A 15,589-nucleotide genomic window follows, 5' to 3' on the forward strand; every position below is an offset into this window, starting at 1 on the left:
ATCAACTGCCGGCTACCAAAGATAACCAGCGCCTCGCTAGAAGCACGTTTGCTTCGTAACGAACAATAACTAGTATAGCGCCTACCCTCCTACTCGTCAATAGTTTTTCAATGTTTTTTAAAGAGATTCTAAAAGGGCGAAAGATACTTTCTCCCGCCCTTTTATTATCAGATAAAATCCGAATATTATTTCTATTAGCCATTAAATCATCAATCAATATTAACTTGCATCAAAGGACGTAAAAGTTGATGGCTGAATTGTTGTTAGTAATCCACGAATATCATCCCCGCTCTTAAAGACTAATTCCTTCGGTAACTGTTTCTGTAACGCGTGGTAATCAGTCACATGAAAGGAGTATAGCGACTCAGCATGCCCCTCATCTTCAACTGCAGTGGCCAATTCACCTAAGCGCCAATCATCAAAATTAGTCACACCAATCTTTTGAAAAGCAGACAGAATTGTCCCCAAAGAGGTTTTTTCTTCATGATGGTGAACTTTCACTGCCCAAAAATGATCACCAGAGTCCTTTTGATGTACTAAAAAATAGGGAATATCGTGGTCATATGCAATAACCGTCGCTGCTACCATTGTCATATAGTACTCCTCAGCTAATTCTTTCCTTTGCTTCCTCAATCCAACCTGGCAAGGCTAACGCAATTGGTTCAAAACCATAGTCCAAGTGATAATTCGTCCAGAAATGTCGTTTCACGCTGTTGTTCTTAATAATCGGCGTGTCCTTGAGTGGCATGATGCCTACCTGACGAAGAGAAAGTGAAATCTTACCAGTGTACTGGTCAATATCGAGCACAATCACTTGTACCTGGTCACCAACTTTCAATTCGCCATTCAAATCCTTGACAATTCCTGATTTGAACTCCGAAATATGAACCAAACCTTGGGTTTGCTCGTCTAATTTAATAAAGCCACCATAGGGCTGAATACCAGTGACTGTTCCTGTCACCAGCTGTCCAATTTTATAAGGCATCTTTTTTCTCCTACTGTCCTCATTATAGCAAAAAGCGCCCAACACTTTTAGTGAAGGACGACTTTTTCAATGATAATATCATCGATTGGGCGGTCAGCATAGTCTGCTTTTGCCTTAGCAATCTTATCGACAACATCCATCCCAGCCACAACTTGACCAAAGACAGTGTGCTTGCCATCCAACCATGGGGTTCCCCCATTTTCTTGGTAGGCAGTTTGAATTTCTTCTGGCAATCCCTTAAGGGCTGCCTTCATTTGCTTAGGAAAATGACTCGCCTGAACAATGAAAAACTGTGATCCATTCGTTTTTGGTCCAGCATTAGCCATTGACAAGGCACCACGGAGGTTAAACAAATCATCCGAGAATTCGTCCTCAAAAGGCTTACCCCAGATACTTTCACCACCGCGACCAGATCCTTCAGGGTCTCCCCCTTGAATCATAAAATCAGGAATCACTCGATGAAAGATAACGCCATCGTAGTAACCTTCCTTGGCGTGTGTCAAAAAGTTTTCGACTGCCTTCGGTGCTTCATCTTCAAAGAAAATCAAGTCAATATCACCATAGTTGGTTTGCAAAGTGGCTTGTGCTTCTTTTGCCGCCAAATCTAACTGTGGAAAATCAGCCATCTTATTCCCCTTCGTCCTGAACAACAGGGTTAATGACAACATCCCCCGCCTCAATTTCTTCTAAAGCTTGCCCAACTGATTTGTTGGAATCAAACTTAACCTTCGTTGCTGGCATCCCGGCATCCAATTCGCGGGCGCGCTTTGAAGCTAAGGCAATCAACTTATACCGTGAATCAACTCGCTCTAACAACTTATCTACTGATGGATACAATAACATGTGCTACTCCTTTAGTCCGCAATTTGATCAAATACGCGGCTAACCTTCAAACGTTCAGCAGTAATAATTGCCTTAATTCGGTCAACGGCTAACTCGACGATATCATTCTCGACGGCATAATTATAATTGATCATCTTCTTCAATTCGTCCTTAGCTGCTTCAACACGTTGGTCGATGACTTCAGGCGAATCAGTTCCCCGACCCTCTAAACGAGTACGGAGATTTTTGATGTCAGGTGGGGTCAAGAAAATATAAACCCCTTCTGGCATTTTTGTCTTCACTTGCAAGGCCCCTTGGACATCAATTTCCAAGAAAACATCCTTACCGGAAGCTAAAGTTTCATCAATGAAAGAACGTGGCGTTCCGTAGTAATTACCGACGTATTCGGCATATTCCAACATGTCACCTGCCTGAATCTTTTCCTCAAATTCCTCACGGGAAACAAAGAAGTAATCCTGGCCGTCCACTTCACCAACTCGTGGCTTACGAGTTGTTGCTGAAATGGAGTAACGGAAATCAACACCGTCATCTTCAAAGATTGCCTTACGAACTGTTCCTTTTCCGACACCAGATGGGCCTGAAAGGACGATTAACAAACCACGTTGTGTCATGCTCTTCCTCTTTAACATCAAAATCTACTTTAATGTTTGTATTTTACCAGAATTTTTCTCATTATTCAATGATGGGCTCCAGTGACCAAAGCTTTGTCGACCTAATTCTAACCTTCTTAGAGACATTTTAGAAAGTCTGTTCGCCTGAGGGGAACAAAGACCAAAATGCCTTTAAATCAGCCTTAAACTGGTTCTTAATAAAAATTTAACCATGAAAAACACTTGCAATACCAAACATTTGTTCGTATACTAAAGTCAACAGTGAAAGAGGAGGCGGTCTCATGCAAGTCAATCTTGATAGCCGGACTTATTACAATCAAATCATTAAGCAAGGCAAGCATGTTTTTGCCCGCTTACGCGAACACTTTGCTGTCGTCCCATTGAAGCAGCAGCAAAATAGCCAAGAACTCATTACTCGTTTAGAGTTGGCCATTAATCTTCAAGAACCAGTAGATGTCCAAATGAACTATGGCTTTGACCAAGAACAAATCCAGGACTTCCATGGCGTCTTATCTCAGACGCCAGCCGGCGCATTGTTGATTCAGGATCAAAAGACGAAGCAAATTCATCAATTGATGCCAGACCTCTTGCGCCACATCTCATTTTCATAATTCTGCTAAAAATGCCTGTTGGTTTTCATTGAAGACCAGCAGGCATTTTTTTATCTTTACTTTTCTTTGACAAGTTCTTCAACGTCAGCAACCGTTAACTGTCCTAAGAGCTTGTTTAAGGCAGTAACGTCCAGATAATGGTCGACGCCAGTTAAACCAGCTTCCATCTTCTTAAAGTCCGTCACGGCCTTCTTACTTGCTAAGAATTGCAAATAGCGGGTAATCTCGCCCCCTAAGCCATCCAATGAGTCAAAAACTGGCTGCCAATAGTCAAAAAGGTCTTCTTTGACAAAGGTGGCAATCAAGCTAGCCGTCCATTGGTGGTGATCAGCCTGGAACTTTTCAGCCAATCCCTGATGTAAGGCTTGCAAAAGCGCCATTTCCTGGTCTGACACCACTCCGGCCGTCGATGTCTTTTGGAAGGTTTCCACCATTCGCTTCCCAAAGGCAATTTCTTCTTCCTGTTGGTCTGCCGTTAGAGCAGGCGTCAAAGGCTTTGCATCGGCATTTTTTAAATCAGGCAAGGTAACGGTTAAGCCACGGAAGACTTCTTGAATCGTTTCCAAGTCGAAGTCATCGGCGTCCCCGTTTTGCTTTAAGAATTTAAATTGCAAGTCATCGATGGCTGATGACTCACTCATCAACTTGGCAACATCTTGGCCTTGGAAGCGGAAATAGTTAACTGCCATGACTGTACGCATAATCATTTTCCAGAAGTTTGGATCAAACTTAGTGGTTTGCACGCCATAACGTGGTGAAACCTGCCCTTCCTTAGCCAAAAAGGCTTGGATATCATACAAAACAGGCGTCAGTAAGACAAAGTAGCGCCAATCGCGATCCGTTGATTGAACCAAAGTGGCTTGCATCGCCTCGTTTAAGTTAACAATCACCCGTTCATCACTCGTAAAGGCAGAGAAATTTTGCTGCACCATGGTAGCAATCAAGTCATCCAAGAAGAATGAAGCCGCCTCAAAGACTGCTGGTTGGTAAGCATTATTCTTGGTCAAAAAGAACCGTGCTCGCAAGAAACCAGCAAATTCATTGTAATCAAATGGCGCTAATTTCTTACTTTCACGAAACTTGTGCTTTGTATTTTGGTGCTTAAATGCTTTAATTTGTGCGGACTTTCCTTGTTTCACAATGGGCCTCCTACTTTAAATTGACAAATCGAGTTGGTAACGTCCATGACCAAACTCACGCAGCTTAAATTGGAAAATCTGTTCCTTACGCTCTAAGTTTGGTGTTTGCACCTTAGCCTGCAAGTCACCTTCAAGCTCTGCTACCTCGATGGCCTGGTTAATGGCCGACATCACGGGTGCAAAACTCTTTGGGTCCGCGGAGGCATAAAAGAGCTCCGCATTTCCATAGGTATTGGAGCGACGAACTAAGTTCACGGATACTTTAAAGCGGTTGGCTTCAAAGACCAAGTGATTATAGTTAAAATCGCGTGCGTATAAAAATAGTGCGGATAAAAATTCTCCGGCTGGGTACTTATCAGACATGTTGTCTTCCCTTCTCGTTGTTTCTGGTAATTGGTGGCGGATTAAATGCGTTACTAGCGTCAGGACTAAGCCCGCCTTTTATAAATAAGGACGGGATTTATTGGACTACAGCAAGGCTGATTTTTTAACCTTGACCAAATCAGGCTTTAGCGCAAAGTCACGATTGTGGCACCATCCCCGCCAGCATTGGCGGAAGCAAAATGGAAGTCCTTGACTCGGCGGTCGGACCGCAGAAAATCAGTCACACCCTTGCGCAATGCCCCGGTTCCCTTTCCGTGAATAATCTCCACGGAAGATAGGTTGGCCAAGACCACCGTATCCAGGTACCGGTCCAAATCAGTGATAGCCGCCTCGTAGCGAACACCACGGAGGTCAAGCTTTGCCTGGACGCGGCCAGTTGCTGAATCGCTGTGGGCCGTCTTAGCAACCTTTTGTCGGTGTTGCTTCTGCTTTTCCTTTTGGGCCTTAGCAGTTGCCTCAGTCTTCGTCAGATCGTCTTCGTCAACCAGCATCTTTAAGATACCTAATTGGACTTCCCACTGACCGTTCTTATGCTTTTTCACCAAAGTTCCCTGCTGGTTATAAGATTGAACCACCACATCATCCCCAGGAGCAAGCACCTTGGCCTTCTTAGCCTTCTGAAGAATCTTGTTTTTCTCTAAGTGGTCACTTTGATGCAAGGAAGAGATGGCCTGCTTTTGCTTTTGCAAATCCTGCTCGGACAAGCCAGCCTTTTGACCGCCGGCCAAGCGTTCCTTGCGGATAGCCGCAATTAACTGGTCAGCCTCTTTTTTGGTCTTCGCAACCAAGTGGTTGGCTTCCTTCTTGGCATCCATCATGACCTTAGCCTGATTTTGCTCCAGTTTTAACGTCTTTTCTTCCAAAAGCGATTGTTCACTTTGAATTTGAGCGGTCTTTTTTGCCAAATCAGCTCGTTCACCCTTGGCCAACTGGCGCTGGTCAACCAAATCCTGAATCATCTTATTCAGATTTTGGTCCTCTGGGTTCACCAATGATTGGGCGTCCGCCAACAACTCATCGTCAAAACCTAAGCGCTTGGCGATGGCTAAGGCATTCGACTGTCCTGGTACACCGATTAAGAGCTGGTAAGTCGGTTTGAGCGTCTCCACGTCAAAGACCATGGAGGCATTTTCCGTTTCTGGACGGTCATAACCGTAAAGCTTTAATTCTGGATAATGGGTCGTAGCAATGGTTTTGGCCTGCAAAGAGCGGGTTCGATCCAAAATCGCCATGGCCAACGCGGCCCCTTCTTGGGGATCCGTTCCAGCCCCCAATTCATCAAAGATGACCAGGGACTGATCATTGGTCTGTTGCAAAATTTGCTTAATGTTGGCCATATGCGAGGAGAACGTGGATAAGTTCTGTTCAATCGACTGTTCATCCCCAATATCAGCAAAAATCTGGTCAAAGACCGCTACCGTCGAAGGGCGACCGGTGGTAATAAAGAGTCCCGATTGAGCCAAAAGCTGCAAGAGACCCAACGTCTTGATGGTAATGGTTTTTCCACCGGTGTTCGGTCCGGTAATAATCAACGTTTGGTAATCAACACCAAGACTAATATCGTTTTTAACGGCCTTCTTTTCACCAATCAACGGGTGCCAGGCCTGGTTTAAGACAACCGACTGGTTGGTTGACAAAGCGGGTGCCTGAGCATTTTGGCTTTTTGCTAACCGTGCTTTAGCGTTAGCAAAGTCTAATTGTCCCAAAATCAAAGCATTAGTGACCAAGTCTTCACTATGAAGGGCCAATTCAGCCGAGAGTTCGGCTAAAATCCGATTTTCCTCAGCTCGAGCCAAAACATTTAATTCTGACCATTCATTGGCTAATTCAACCACCACCTGCGGCTCAATGTAGTAAGTCTGACCACTTTGGCTTTGGTCATGGACGACTCCCGGAATTTGGTGCCGATATTCGGCCTTCACCGGCAAAACATAACGGTCAGACCGCTTGGTGACAATCGGTTCTGAGAGATACTGGGCTGATTTCCCCCGAGTGTACCCTTGCAGCTTCTGTCGGATAGCATTCTCATGCCCCGTCATTCGCCGCCTCAGGCTCGCCAGCGCCGATGAGGCACTATCCAATACTTGCCCCGTCTCATCGATAGCCTTGTCAACTTGAGCCGTTAATTCGGGCAAAAGCACCAAGCCGGCCGCTTTAGCAGCCAGACGGTCAACCGAACCAGCCAGGTCATCATCTTGAATATTTTCAAAGAAATGAGCAATGGCGGCGGTAGCAGTTAACACCTGGGCCAAACTAACAATTTCCGTTCCATTAAGACTTGCTTGGATTTCCAATCGACGAATCTGATCTTTAATATCCACCAAGGCCGGCAACAGCATGCCACCTTTGATTCGGTCAATCAAGACGGCCTCGTTAGTTTCTTGCAGCCAGGCTGACACTTGGTCAAAATCAGAAGACGGTTGTAGGTGATCAACTAGAACTTGCCCCTGTTCGGTCTGAATAAAGGGGTATAGCTGGTCTTTGACCTTTTCATATTCTAATGTCTGTAAGACTTTTTTATTCATTCTATTTGTTCCTTATTACTTAAAGCCACCACTGATAAATCTGGTTCGACAAAACCGGCGTGGTGTTCAAAAACTGATTTAAAATTGGGCTTTGGCTAAACTGCATTTGTAACCAGGCGTTGGGGACAACCGATAAGACTTGCAAAACCACAAAGCTTAAAACAACGCCAATCCCCAAATACAGGATGCCGCCCAGTAGGCCGTCGAGTGCCCCTAAAATTGGCAAACGGCGGATAAAGCGAATGGGGCGCAATAAATAGTGGCCAACAAAAGAACCCAAGGCCATCACGACCATAAAGGCCAAGCCCGATGATAAGAACTGAGTTCCTTGACGTGAAACCTCTTCCGGCACACCTGGACGGGAGAACTGGCCCGAAACCCAGTTGGAAAAGAGATCAGCGAGTGGCTTGGAGTAAACCGTGGCCATATAAAAAACTAGAGCAAAAATAGCCAAACGAGCCAAGACGTGGACCAAGCCTTCCCGGTAACCGGACAAGGCCATGAGGAAAATTATAACAACAAAAATCAATGAAAGAATCATTTTCAAGCTCCTATTTCGTCGCGATTTTATCTGGCTCTCCCCCAACCAAATGCGCTCAATTCACATACTTAATACGGTCAATTATACCATTAAAACTGCTATAATTAAGTGGTTACTACCCCATTTACCAAGAAGAAAGCGGGCTTCAATGCAAAGCGTACTATCCTTGTCAAAGGCAAGCATTAAAAAATGTCAGGACTACTATGCAGGTCACATGAAAGAATCAGCGCCGGCCGGCGCGCTCTTTCAGGCCCAAACAAACCAGACAACCATCACAGCTTACCATTCTGGTAAAGTCCTCTTCCAAGGCAAAAATGCCAGCCTAGAGGCGAACCGATGGGCCGACCAGCAGTTAGACCTTAGCAAGAAGGGTGAAAAAAGAGTCAAGGTACGACCCCAGCAGGATCAACCTGGCCAAAATCTCCCTACAGGCTTTCAAAATTGGAGCGTCATTGGTTCAGATGAGGTTGGCGCCGGAGCCTACTTTGGCCCGCTCACAACTGCGGCCGTCTATGTGCCACAAGACCAAAACGCCTGGGTCAAGAGCCTCGGTATTGCTGATTCAAAGACACTGACCGATGAAAAAATTAAGGCCATGGCCCCTCAAATCATCGAGCGCCTGCCCCATCACGTCGTCAACCTCATGCCGGATAAGTACAACCAGTTACAGCAAAGTGGCCAAAACGTGGTGGCGATGAAGGCTCTGTCGCACAATTTCGTCTTGGCAACCGTGCTTGGAAAAATCAGTCCTGCAAAGCCGGATGGCTTCTTGATCGACCAATTCGTTGCCCCCAACTCTTACTTCCGCTATTTAAAAAAGAACCACCAGCAGCCAATTGTGGAAAACCAGGTCTACTTCACCACCAAGGGCGAGCGTTACCACCTAGCCGTCGCCGCAGCTTCTATTCTCGCCCGCTACGTCGAACTGATTTCAATGGCCGAACTGAGCCAAGAAGCCGGTATTCACCTACCAATCGGCGCTGGTAAGGAAGCAGACCGCGTTGCTAGCCGCCTCATCGAAGAAGGAAAAAACTTGAACCACTTTGCCAAGGTTCACTTCGCCAACACCAAAAAGGCTGAAAAATTAGCCCGAGGGTAGGTTATGCTAGTGAGCGGTTTTGACCCCTTTGCACACTTAGGCCAAAACGACACCACAAAGTGATTCTGTCCCAACCCAAATTTTTATCGACAAGAAAACCACTAAGCAGAATCACCTGCCTAGTGGTTTTCTTTACTTGTCATCGTTTAAGGACAAGTCGTGTTCACTAATTTCAATATCATTGCGGTCCTGATCTTCCTGATCAACCACTTGATTGGCCAGTTCTGCCTTTTTAGCAGCCAAGGTTTCCTTGGCTTTCGAAACATAAGGAGCCAAATTGTCTTGAACGCGATTAGCAGCCTGCTTGGCCTGGTCGGCCTTCGCCTGAACCTTTTCTTTTAGTTCATCCTTTTGTTCTTCATGCATCAGCTTGTAGGCCGCAGTGACACCAAGGCCAAACAAGAAACCGGCAAAAATACCATTTGTTGCTTTTGACATAGCCATTCCTCCGTTATTTTTTATTTTTCTTAGAAAAGAGACCGAAAACCTTCGACAATGCTAATGTAGCGCCAGCCTTTGAGATTGTCCCCATTCCCGCTAGATTAGTGGATGCCTTGCGGACCGAACCATTCAAATCTGAAACTGTCTGTGATAAATCAGCAGCAGCCTGGACAGTAACATCCAGCGTCGCCATCTTGTCGTTCACATCATCCAACAGCATGTTTGTGTTCGCCAAGACCTCGTTGGAAGAGCGGGCGATGGTATCGATATCGGTCGTTAAAATAGTCACAGACCGTGTCAGTCGCAACAAGAAAATGCCGATAAAAACAACCAAAAGCAAAAATGCTAAGGCAAAAATTAAAATTGAAAGTTCTCCAATAGTCATAAAGTGAGATTCTCCTCTCGTTTCAATAAAGAACTGGTTATTTGCTCTTATTGTAGCAGACTTGAAACATTATTGCAGTCCTAGACTTCAATTTAGTCCCTCAAATTAAAAAAGCCCCAAGGGGCTTTTTGTTAACGCGCGTAATCGATTGCTCTGGTTTCTCGAACAACCGTCACCTTCACGTGGCCTGGATATTCAAGTTGTTCCTCGACTTCAGCCTTAATATCATGGGCCAAAACCGTTGCTTGAATGTCGGTTACCTTTGAAGGTTCAACAATCACGCGAACTTCCCGACCAGCTTGGATAGCATAGGCTGATTTCACACCCTGATAACCATCCGCAATATTTTCAAGGTCAGTCAGACGCTTTACGTAATTCTCAAGCGATTCTGATCGAGCACCTGGACGAGCAGCAGAAATAGCATCCGCAGCTGCGACCAAGTCCGCTAGTGGTGAAATTGCCTCCGTATCGCCGTGGTGGGCGGCAATGGCATTCACAACCACTGGCTTTTCCTGATACTTTTCAGCTAAGCGAACGCCAAGTTCTACGTGAGAACCTTCAACTTCCGCATCAACAGCCTTACCAATATCATGTAAGAGACCAGCACGCTTTGCTTGTGCAACATCCATTTTAAATTCGGCAGCCATCAAACCGGTAATCTTTGCCACTTCAATTGAGTGTTGCAAGACATTTTGTCCGTATGATGTCCGATAATTCATTCGACCAATTAACTTGATTAAGTCTGGGTGCAAGCCGCGCAAGCCTAATTCAAAGACAGCTTCTTCACCCTTTTGGCGAATATTTTCATCCATTTGGCGACGCGCCTTTTCAACAGCTTCTTCAATCTTAGCCGGGTTAATCCGTCCATCAGAAATCAAAGCCTCTAAGGCGTTTTTAGCAATTTGGCGACGCAGGGGGTCAAACCCTGACAAGACAACTGACTCTGGTGTATCATCGATAATCAAATCAATCCCAGTCAATGCCTCAAGCGTCCGAATGTTGCGGCCTTCACGACCAATAATCCGACCCTTCATCTCCTCACCAGGTAAGTTCACAACGGAAACCGTGACATCTGAAACGGTGTCAGCGGCTGAACGTTGGATAGCTTCCACTACCACGTTCCTTGCCCGCTTTTCGCCTTCGCTTTTGGCATCAATTTCATACTCTTGAATCAAAGCTGCCCGTTCACGATCTAACTGGGCACTCGTTTCGGCTAGGATTTGATCCTTGGCCTGATCTCGAGTCAATGCCGCAATTTCCTGCAACTTCTCTTCTTGTGCAGTCAAAGTAGCCTGCGCAGCATCAGCCTTTTTTGTGGCTTCTGCTAATTGGCTTTGTACCTGGTTCTCTTTTTGAATCAGCGAAGCATCTCGCTGGTTCAAAGTTGCGTCTTTTTGGTCCAAAGTATCCGTCCGGTCCTGCAGACGGCTCTCTTGGGCCTCAACCTTTTTTTCCCGACCTGACAGTGATTCAACCACTTCATGACGGTACTTCTGGGCTAAGTCCTTCGCGTCAACCTCTGCATCCCGTTTGATACTTTTTGCTTCATCATTTGCTTGTTTTAAAATGTTTGCTGCAATCTGCTTGGCGCTATTTAAACGCATCTTATCTAAGACCTGTTTCACAAAATAGCCACCAGCCAAGCCGATTATCAAAGCAAAGAATGCTGAAATAATAATCATACTCATCGTATTTTCTTCCTTTCAGCAGTGAATTTTTTTCAATTCACAATCCTAGTATAGACAAAAATAGTCTTTGGGTCAATTAGAAAAGAAAATGTCTTTTTCTTGTTTTTTTAAATAAAATATTTTAAAAAAATTCGATAAAACCAAAACAAAAGCACAATTAATGAAAACAGGTCTGTTCTTAAATACCACAAGAACAGACCTGTTATGCTTAATTTTTAAAACGACGATTTAAATCTCGTTCCTGATCGCGCTTTTTAATCGATTGACGCTTATCGTATTGCTTTTTTCCATGGCCAACACCAATCAAAACCTTGGCAAAGCCACGCTTCAAATAAACCTTCAACGGTACAATGGTTACTCCGGGTTCTTTCGCCAATCCACTCAATCGAGCAATTTGCTTCTTGTGCAAAAGTAACACCCGATTGCGCAAAGGATTAACGTTAAATTGATTACCGTTTTCATAGGCCGCAATGTGGACATTGGTGAGGATTGCTTGTCCGTTATTAATCGTCACAAAGCCATCCCCAATCGTAATTTGACCGGCTCGAACTGATTTAATCTCGGTTCCAGTCAACACAACTCCTGCTTCCAGGGTTTCTTCAATCGCATAGTTAAAGCGAGCCTTGCGGTTCTGCGCCAGGGCTGGATCGTCTTTAATTTTCTTTTTGGCCATCCGGCTTCCCTTCTGCAAGTTTTAAAACTGCTTACTTTCGATGGTTAACCTTAAATTGGTGCTTACCGTTACTTGAGCCATTCTTTTTCTGGCCTGGTTTAGCTGATCGACTCGAGTTATGACCACTAGCACCACGATTACCACCATGATTGCGTTGTTGGCTACCAGCCGTCTTCTGACCGTCCTGTCCGCCATGGTGACGGTTACCGGAACGGTTATTTGAACCATGACCGTTGGACTTCTGGTTCGAGCCATTTCCATGACCCGCATCCTTATTTTGTCCACCACGACGGTTGCCACGACCATTACGGTCACGGCCAAACTTGCCCTGGTTTTGTTGTGGTACTCGAATATCAGTCGTTGGTGCCTCTTCAGGATTTAAGAGAACAAAGTCAACCGTTGATTCTTCCTTGTTGGCACGAATGACCTTAATTTTAACCTTTTGCCCAATTTGGAAAATATGGTGCTTTGACCGGCCAATTAAAGCAGCATGCTTTTCATCGTATTCATAGTGATCATCCGTGAGGTTTGAGATATGAACCAGTCCTTCGACCGTGTTTTCCAAGGAAACAAAGAGGCCAAACTTAAGGGCGGCATTCACGACACCATCAAATTCCATGCCAACCTTGTCTTCCATGTACTCAGCCTTCTTCATCGAGTCGACTAAGCGCTCCGTATCGATGGCCCGACGTTCACGGGTTGAGGTATCAATTCCGATTTGTCCCAGTGAAGAGGCATACTTTTCTTGCGCTTCAGCACCCGTTCCGTTCTTGGCATACCACTTAATTAAGCGGTGGACCGTCAAATCAGGATAACGACGAATTGGTGACGTGTAGTGCGTATAGTAATCAGCACCCAGACCAAAGTGACCCAGTGGTTCTGGTGAATACTTGGCCTGCTTCATTGCTCGCAGCATCATCGTTGAAATCATTTGCTCTGCTGGATCATCCTTAACTTGGTCCATCAAGGTCTGCAACATCATCGGCGTGACCTTAGCCGGATCACCCTTAACAGGATGTCCCAAAGCCTTACTAAACTCGAAGAAGGACTGTGCTCGTTCTTCATCAGGCACTTCGTGGATTCGATAAAGGAACGGTACCTTCAGACGGTCATAGTGTTCCGCCACAGTTTCATTGGCCGCCAACATAAATGATTCAATCATTCGTTCGGCTGTTCCTCGTTCGCGAACAACCACGTCAATCGCCTTCCCATTTTCATCAACGACGATCGAGGCTTCTGGTGTATCGAATTCAATGGCACCACGGCGAACACGCTTTTGATACAAAATTTGGTGTAACTCACCCATTTGATCAAACATGTCAGCCAAACCACTGTACTCTTCTCGGGTCTGATCATCCCCGGCCAAAATTTCGTTCACGGCCGTATAGGTCATTCGTGCATGAGAACGAATGACTGATTGCTTAATTTCATGCTTAACAACCTGGCCTTCACGGTTAATTTCCATTTCAACGGACATAGCCAAGCGGTTGACGTCTGGGTTCAAGGAAGCAATCCCGTTTGACAACTTTTGCGGCAACATTGGAATCACTCGGTCCGTCAAATAAACAGACGTTCCCCGGTTGTAAGCCTCCTTATCGATGGCTGAACCAGGACGCACATAGTGGGAAACATCCGCAATATGGACACCAAGGTGATAGTTGCCGTTATCCTTTTTCCAGACCACGACGGCATCGTCAATATCCTTGGTATCGGCGCCATCAATCGTTACCAACGGTTGGTCAGTAATATCCTGACGGCCCTGATAATCTTCTTCCAAAACTTCATTTGGAATGGCATCGGCCTCAGCCATAACTTCATCAGGGAAATGGTTCGGTACCTTCTTATTTTCCACAATTTGCATGATATCCATGCCAGGTTCGTTTTCATAACCCAAAATCTGGGTCACGGAAACTAAGAGTTGCTTAGGGTGAACACGGTCGGCAAAGCGGTCGACTTCTGCCACCACTACCTGGCCATCGTGCAAGTCTAAGCCATCTTTGGCTTTTTGCACCAAGACCTGGTAAGAACCGGCCTTCTTATCGTTTAACCGAATTTGGCCCAGGGCCCCTTCTTGTTGCGACCCTGCCGTATAAATGCCAACAAGGCGTTGGTAGGCATGGTCAATAATTTCTTCAACGCGACCTTCAGGACCACGGTCCTCAGACTGTGCCGGCTTCACCATCGAAACGCGGACAGTATCCCCTTGCATTGCCTGTCCAGTATTATCAGGGGCAATAAAGTAGTCGGGTAAGTTTTCATCGTAGCGAACAAAGCCAAAGCCCTTATCGTTAGCCTTGAATTCCCCTTCAATTTCACCGCTTACGGCTTGGTATTGATAGGCATCGCCCACCTGCTTAGCCGTCTTAGAAACGACCATTTGGTCCAACACGCCAACTACCTGTCTATAGCCGGTTGCATCATTCATGCGCAGACCATCAGCCAAATTTTGTGCGGTAAAAGCCTGGGTTGAATTGGCCTTCAAAAAGCCCGCAATTTGTTCTTTTAATTGTTTTAATTCCATTATTTTCTTAATGTTCTCCTAAAAATGGTAAATAAAAAATCAGTCTACAAAAAAGTAAACTGACCTTTCAATTAATGAGCGGCAATATACATCAAGGCCAAGGCAATAATGAACCAGATGGCTCCCAAAATGGTTGTTGCCCGACGCAACACGGCTTCAAAGCCGCGTGACTTTCGCTCGGTAAATAAATCGGCTGCTCCACCAGACAAAGCTGACAAAGCATCCTGTTGTTTGCTTGGCTGCATCATGACTGTCACGACTAACAGAAAACCGACAACCAGCAAAAGGATGGTGAGAATATTCGTCACAATGACCGCCTCCACTCGCTATTTCATATCTCTTAGTATAGCAGAACTTGTCCTAATTTCCAAGGCTCAGCCGGAACATCAAGATTCCGCCAGCCACAGCAACGTTCAACGATTCTGCTTGACCCAAGATTGGAATATAGAGGTTAGCCGTTGTCTTCTTGGCTAATTCAGGGTTAATGCCCTGGCCTTCATTTCCAACAATTAAGGCACCCGCTGACAAACCTTGAATTTCTTGGTATGGCTTGGCTTCCTCATTCAATTCGGAACCGTAAACAGGCAAGTTATTGTTTTCAAAGGCAGCAATCCAGTCATTTAAGTCGCCCTGCAAAACTTCCAAATGGAAGTGTGATCCCTGCATGGCACGAACAACCTTTGGTGCATAAGCATCAGCAGTATCCTGACCCAAAACAACTCCCTTAAAGCCAGCAGCATCCGCTGTTCGAATTAAGGTTCCAACGTTACCTGGATCTTGGATAGCATCCAAGAAGAGCCAAAGTCCATCGTGGACATAGGCAGGGTCAAAAGTCTTTTCGGGTAAGGTTACTTCAGCAAAGATTCCCTGTGGCGTCTTTGACCCAGCAATATGGGCAGCAACTTCCTTTGAAATTTCAAAAGCAGGTACACCATGAGGAACATCTGGCAAATGTTCGGCCATCTGCTCTTCAGTGGCCATGATAGCGTGGAACTTTGCTCCCGCCTTGATAGCTTCCTGCACTAGGTGCCAACCATCAAGCAAGTAAGTTTTTTGCTCAAGTCGTCCTTTTTTTGTGGCTAACTTGGCCCAGGCTTTCACCTTGGCGTTTTGTTTGGATAAAATTCGTTCCATTATATGTCC

The 15,589-nt window shown here is 45.5% G+C and carries 18 protein-coding genes; 2 read left to right on the top strand and 16 right to left on the bottom strand.

Annotated elements, in window-relative coordinates:
* Positions 1-219: 219 nt before the first annotated feature.
* The 5 genes from AABI08_RS04670 to gmk are packed head-to-tail and all read right to left on the bottom strand — an operon-like array spanning position 220 to position 2,439.
* Positions 220-594 carry a hypothetical protein gene (locus AABI08_RS04670; RefSeq protein WP_338344046.1) on the bottom strand — a complete coding sequence of 125 codons (375 nt, stop codon included), beginning with the start codon at positions 592-594 and terminating at the stop codon, positions 220-222.
* Positions 595-604: 10 nt separating this feature from the next.
* The gene (locus AABI08_RS04675) at positions 605-985 is read right to left on the bottom strand and encodes a CvfD/Ygs/GSP13 family RNA-binding post-transcriptional regulator (protein ID WP_338344045.1); all 381 of its coding nucleotides are present in this window, start codon (positions 983-985) and stop codon (positions 605-607) included.
* Between the two features lie 47 nt (positions 986-1,032).
* Positions 1,033-1,611: a peptidylprolyl isomerase gene (locus tag AABI08_RS04680; RefSeq protein ID WP_338344044.1), complete on the bottom strand. Its 579-nt coding sequence runs from the start codon at positions 1,609-1,611 to the stop codon at positions 1,033-1,035.
* 1 nt (position 1,612) lies between these two features.
* Positions 1,613-1,828, bottom strand: coding sequence for a DNA-directed RNA polymerase subunit omega (rpoZ, locus tag AABI08_RS04685; RefSeq protein ID WP_047974323.1), 216 nt, complete (start codon positions 1,826-1,828; stop codon positions 1,613-1,615).
* 11 nt (positions 1,829-1,839) lie between these two features.
* Positions 1,840-2,439, bottom strand: a complete 600-nt coding sequence (gene gmk / locus AABI08_RS04690; protein ID WP_168779101.1) for a guanylate kinase — start codon at positions 2,437-2,439, stop codon at positions 1,840-1,842.
* Positions 2,440-2,720: 281 nt separating this feature from the next.
* Here gmk and AABI08_RS04695 point away from each other — a divergent pair, with 281 nt between their 5' ends.
* Positions 2,721-3,050, top strand: a complete 330-nt coding sequence (locus AABI08_RS04695; RefSeq protein ID WP_059393939.1) for a hypothetical protein — start codon at positions 2,721-2,723, stop codon at positions 3,048-3,050.
* 56 nt (positions 3,051-3,106) lie between these two features.
* On the opposite strand, the gene AABI08_RS04700 is transcribed toward AABI08_RS04695, so the two are convergent.
* The 4 genes from AABI08_RS04700 to AABI08_RS04715 all read right to left on the bottom strand — a co-directional run bounded on the left by AABI08_RS04700 (position 3,107) and on the right by AABI08_RS04715 (position 7,639).
* Entirely contained in the window at positions 3,107-4,189 is a 1,083-nt protein-coding gene (locus AABI08_RS04700; RefSeq protein WP_338344041.1) for a metaphase chromosome protein 1, read from the bottom strand.
* 15 nt (positions 4,190-4,204) lie between these two features.
* Positions 4,205-4,552, bottom strand: a complete 348-nt coding sequence (locus AABI08_RS04705) for a hypothetical protein (RefSeq protein WP_047974319.1) — start codon at positions 4,550-4,552, stop codon at positions 4,205-4,207.
* 146 nt (positions 4,553-4,698) lie between these two features.
* Positions 4,699-7,098 carry an endonuclease MutS2 gene (locus AABI08_RS04710; RefSeq protein WP_338344039.1) on the bottom strand — a complete coding sequence of 800 codons (2,400 nt, stop codon included), beginning with the start codon at positions 7,096-7,098 and terminating at the stop codon, positions 4,699-4,701.
* A gap of 19 nt (positions 7,099-7,117) precedes the next feature.
* Positions 7,118-7,639 carry a CvpA family protein gene (locus tag AABI08_RS04715; RefSeq protein WP_338344038.1) on the bottom strand — a complete coding sequence of 174 codons (522 nt, stop codon included), beginning with the start codon at positions 7,637-7,639 and terminating at the stop codon, positions 7,118-7,120.
* Positions 7,640-7,787: 148 nt separating this feature from the next.
* Between AABI08_RS04715 and rnhC the strand changes: the two genes are divergently transcribed.
* Positions 7,788-8,738, top strand: a complete 951-nt coding sequence (rnhC, locus tag AABI08_RS04720; RefSeq protein ID WP_338344036.1) for a ribonuclease HIII — start codon at positions 7,788-7,790, stop codon at positions 8,736-8,738.
* A 132-nt stretch (positions 8,739-8,870) separates the two neighbouring features.
* Here the strand turns inward: rnhC and AABI08_RS04725 are convergent, their stop codons facing one another.
* The 7 genes from AABI08_RS04725 to AABI08_RS04755 form a co-directional block, all read right to left on the bottom strand.
* Positions 8,871-9,176, bottom strand: coding sequence for a hypothetical protein (locus AABI08_RS04725; protein WP_338344035.1), 306 nt, complete (start codon positions 9,174-9,176; stop codon positions 8,871-8,873).
* 13 nt (positions 9,177-9,189) lie between these two features.
* Positions 9,190-9,564: a DUF948 domain-containing protein gene (locus tag AABI08_RS04730; protein WP_338344033.1), complete on the bottom strand. Its 375-nt coding sequence runs from the start codon at positions 9,562-9,564 to the stop codon at positions 9,190-9,192.
* A 131-nt stretch (positions 9,565-9,695) separates the two neighbouring features.
* Positions 9,696-11,252, bottom strand: a complete 1,557-nt coding sequence (gene rny / locus AABI08_RS04735; RefSeq protein ID WP_338344032.1) for a ribonuclease Y — start codon at positions 11,250-11,252, stop codon at positions 9,696-9,698.
* A 208-nt stretch (positions 11,253-11,460) separates the two neighbouring features.
* Positions 11,461-11,925, bottom strand: a complete 465-nt coding sequence (gene smpB, locus AABI08_RS04740) for an SsrA-binding protein SmpB (RefSeq protein ID WP_338344031.1) — start codon at positions 11,923-11,925, stop codon at positions 11,461-11,463.
* 31 nt (positions 11,926-11,956) lie between these two features.
* Entirely contained in the window at positions 11,957-14,446 is a 2,490-nt protein-coding gene (gene rnr / locus AABI08_RS04745; protein WP_338344030.1) for a ribonuclease R, read from the bottom strand.
* Positions 14,447-14,517: 71 nt separating this feature from the next.
* Positions 14,518-14,754 (bottom strand): preprotein translocase subunit SecG, encoded by a 237-nt coding sequence (gene secG / locus AABI08_RS04750; RefSeq protein ID WP_047974310.1) that lies wholly within the window; start codon positions 14,752-14,754, stop codon positions 14,518-14,520.
* A gap of 52 nt (positions 14,755-14,806) precedes the next feature.
* Positions 14,807-15,580 carry a TrmH family RNA methyltransferase gene (locus tag AABI08_RS04755; RefSeq protein WP_338344029.1) on the bottom strand — a complete coding sequence of 258 codons (774 nt, stop codon included), beginning with the start codon at positions 15,578-15,580 and terminating at the stop codon, positions 14,807-14,809.
* Positions 15,581-15,589 lie beyond the last annotated feature (9 nt).

Origin of the sequence: Fructobacillus evanidus (assembly GCF_963580165.1) — a bacterium.
In the GTDB taxonomy this organism is placed as follows: Bacteria; Bacillota; Bacilli; order Lactobacillales; family Lactobacillaceae; genus Fructobacillus; species Fructobacillus evanidus.

Excerpts from the sequence above, each read along its gene's own strand:
- AABI08_RS04755 (WP_338344029.1), bottom strand. The coding sequence starts at position 15,580 with ATGGAACGAATTTTATCCAAACAAAACGCCAAGGTGAAAGCCTGGGCC.
- AABI08_RS04680 (WP_338344044.1), bottom strand. The coding sequence starts at position 1,611 with ATGGCTGATTTTCCACAGTTAGATTTGGCGGCAAAAGAAGCACAAGCC.
- AABI08_RS04675 (WP_338344045.1), bottom strand. The coding sequence starts at position 985 with ATGCCTTATAAAATTGGACAGCTGGTGACAGGAACAGTCACTGGTATT.
- rnhC (WP_338344036.1), top strand. The coding sequence starts at position 7,788 with ATGCAAAGCGTACTATCCTTGTCAAAGGCAAGCATTAAAAAATGTCAG.
- gmk (WP_168779101.1), bottom strand. The coding sequence starts at position 2,439 with ATGACACAACGTGGTTTGTTAATCGTCCTTTCAGGCCCATCTGGTGTC.
- rny (WP_338344032.1), bottom strand. The coding sequence starts at position 11,252 with ATGAGTATGATTATTATTTCAGCATTCTTTGCTTTGATAATCGGCTTG.
- AABI08_RS04705 (WP_047974319.1), bottom strand. The coding sequence starts at position 4,552 with ATGTCTGATAAGTACCCAGCCGGAGAATTTTTATCCGCACTATTTTTA.
- AABI08_RS04710 (WP_338344039.1), bottom strand. The coding sequence starts at position 7,098 with ATGAATAAAAAAGTCTTACAGACATTAGAATATGAAAAGGTCAAAGAC.
- AABI08_RS04715 (WP_338344038.1), bottom strand. The coding sequence starts at position 7,639 with ATGATTCTTTCATTGATTTTTGTTGTTATAATTTTCCTCATGGCCTTG.
- rpoZ (WP_047974323.1), bottom strand. The coding sequence starts at position 1,828 with ATGTTATTGTATCCATCAGTAGATAAGTTGTTAGAGCGAGTTGATTCA.
- AABI08_RS04730 (WP_338344033.1), bottom strand. The coding sequence starts at position 9,564 with ATGACTATTGGAGAACTTTCAATTTTAATTTTTGCCTTAGCATTTTTG.
- rnr (WP_338344030.1), bottom strand. The coding sequence starts at position 14,446 with ATGGAATTAAAACAATTAAAAGAACAAATTGCGGGCTTTTTGAAGGCC.
- smpB (WP_338344031.1), bottom strand. The coding sequence starts at position 11,925 with ATGGCCAAAAAGAAAATTAAAGACGATCCAGCCCTGGCGCAGAACCGC.
- AABI08_RS04695 (WP_059393939.1), top strand. The coding sequence starts at position 2,721 with ATGCAAGTCAATCTTGATAGCCGGACTTATTACAATCAAATCATTAAG.
- AABI08_RS04670 (WP_338344046.1), bottom strand. The coding sequence starts at position 594 with ATGACAATGGTAGCAGCGACGGTTATTGCATATGACCACGATATTCCC.
- AABI08_RS04725 (WP_338344035.1), bottom strand. The coding sequence starts at position 9,176 with ATGTCAAAAGCAACAAATGGTATTTTTGCCGGTTTCTTGTTTGGCCTT.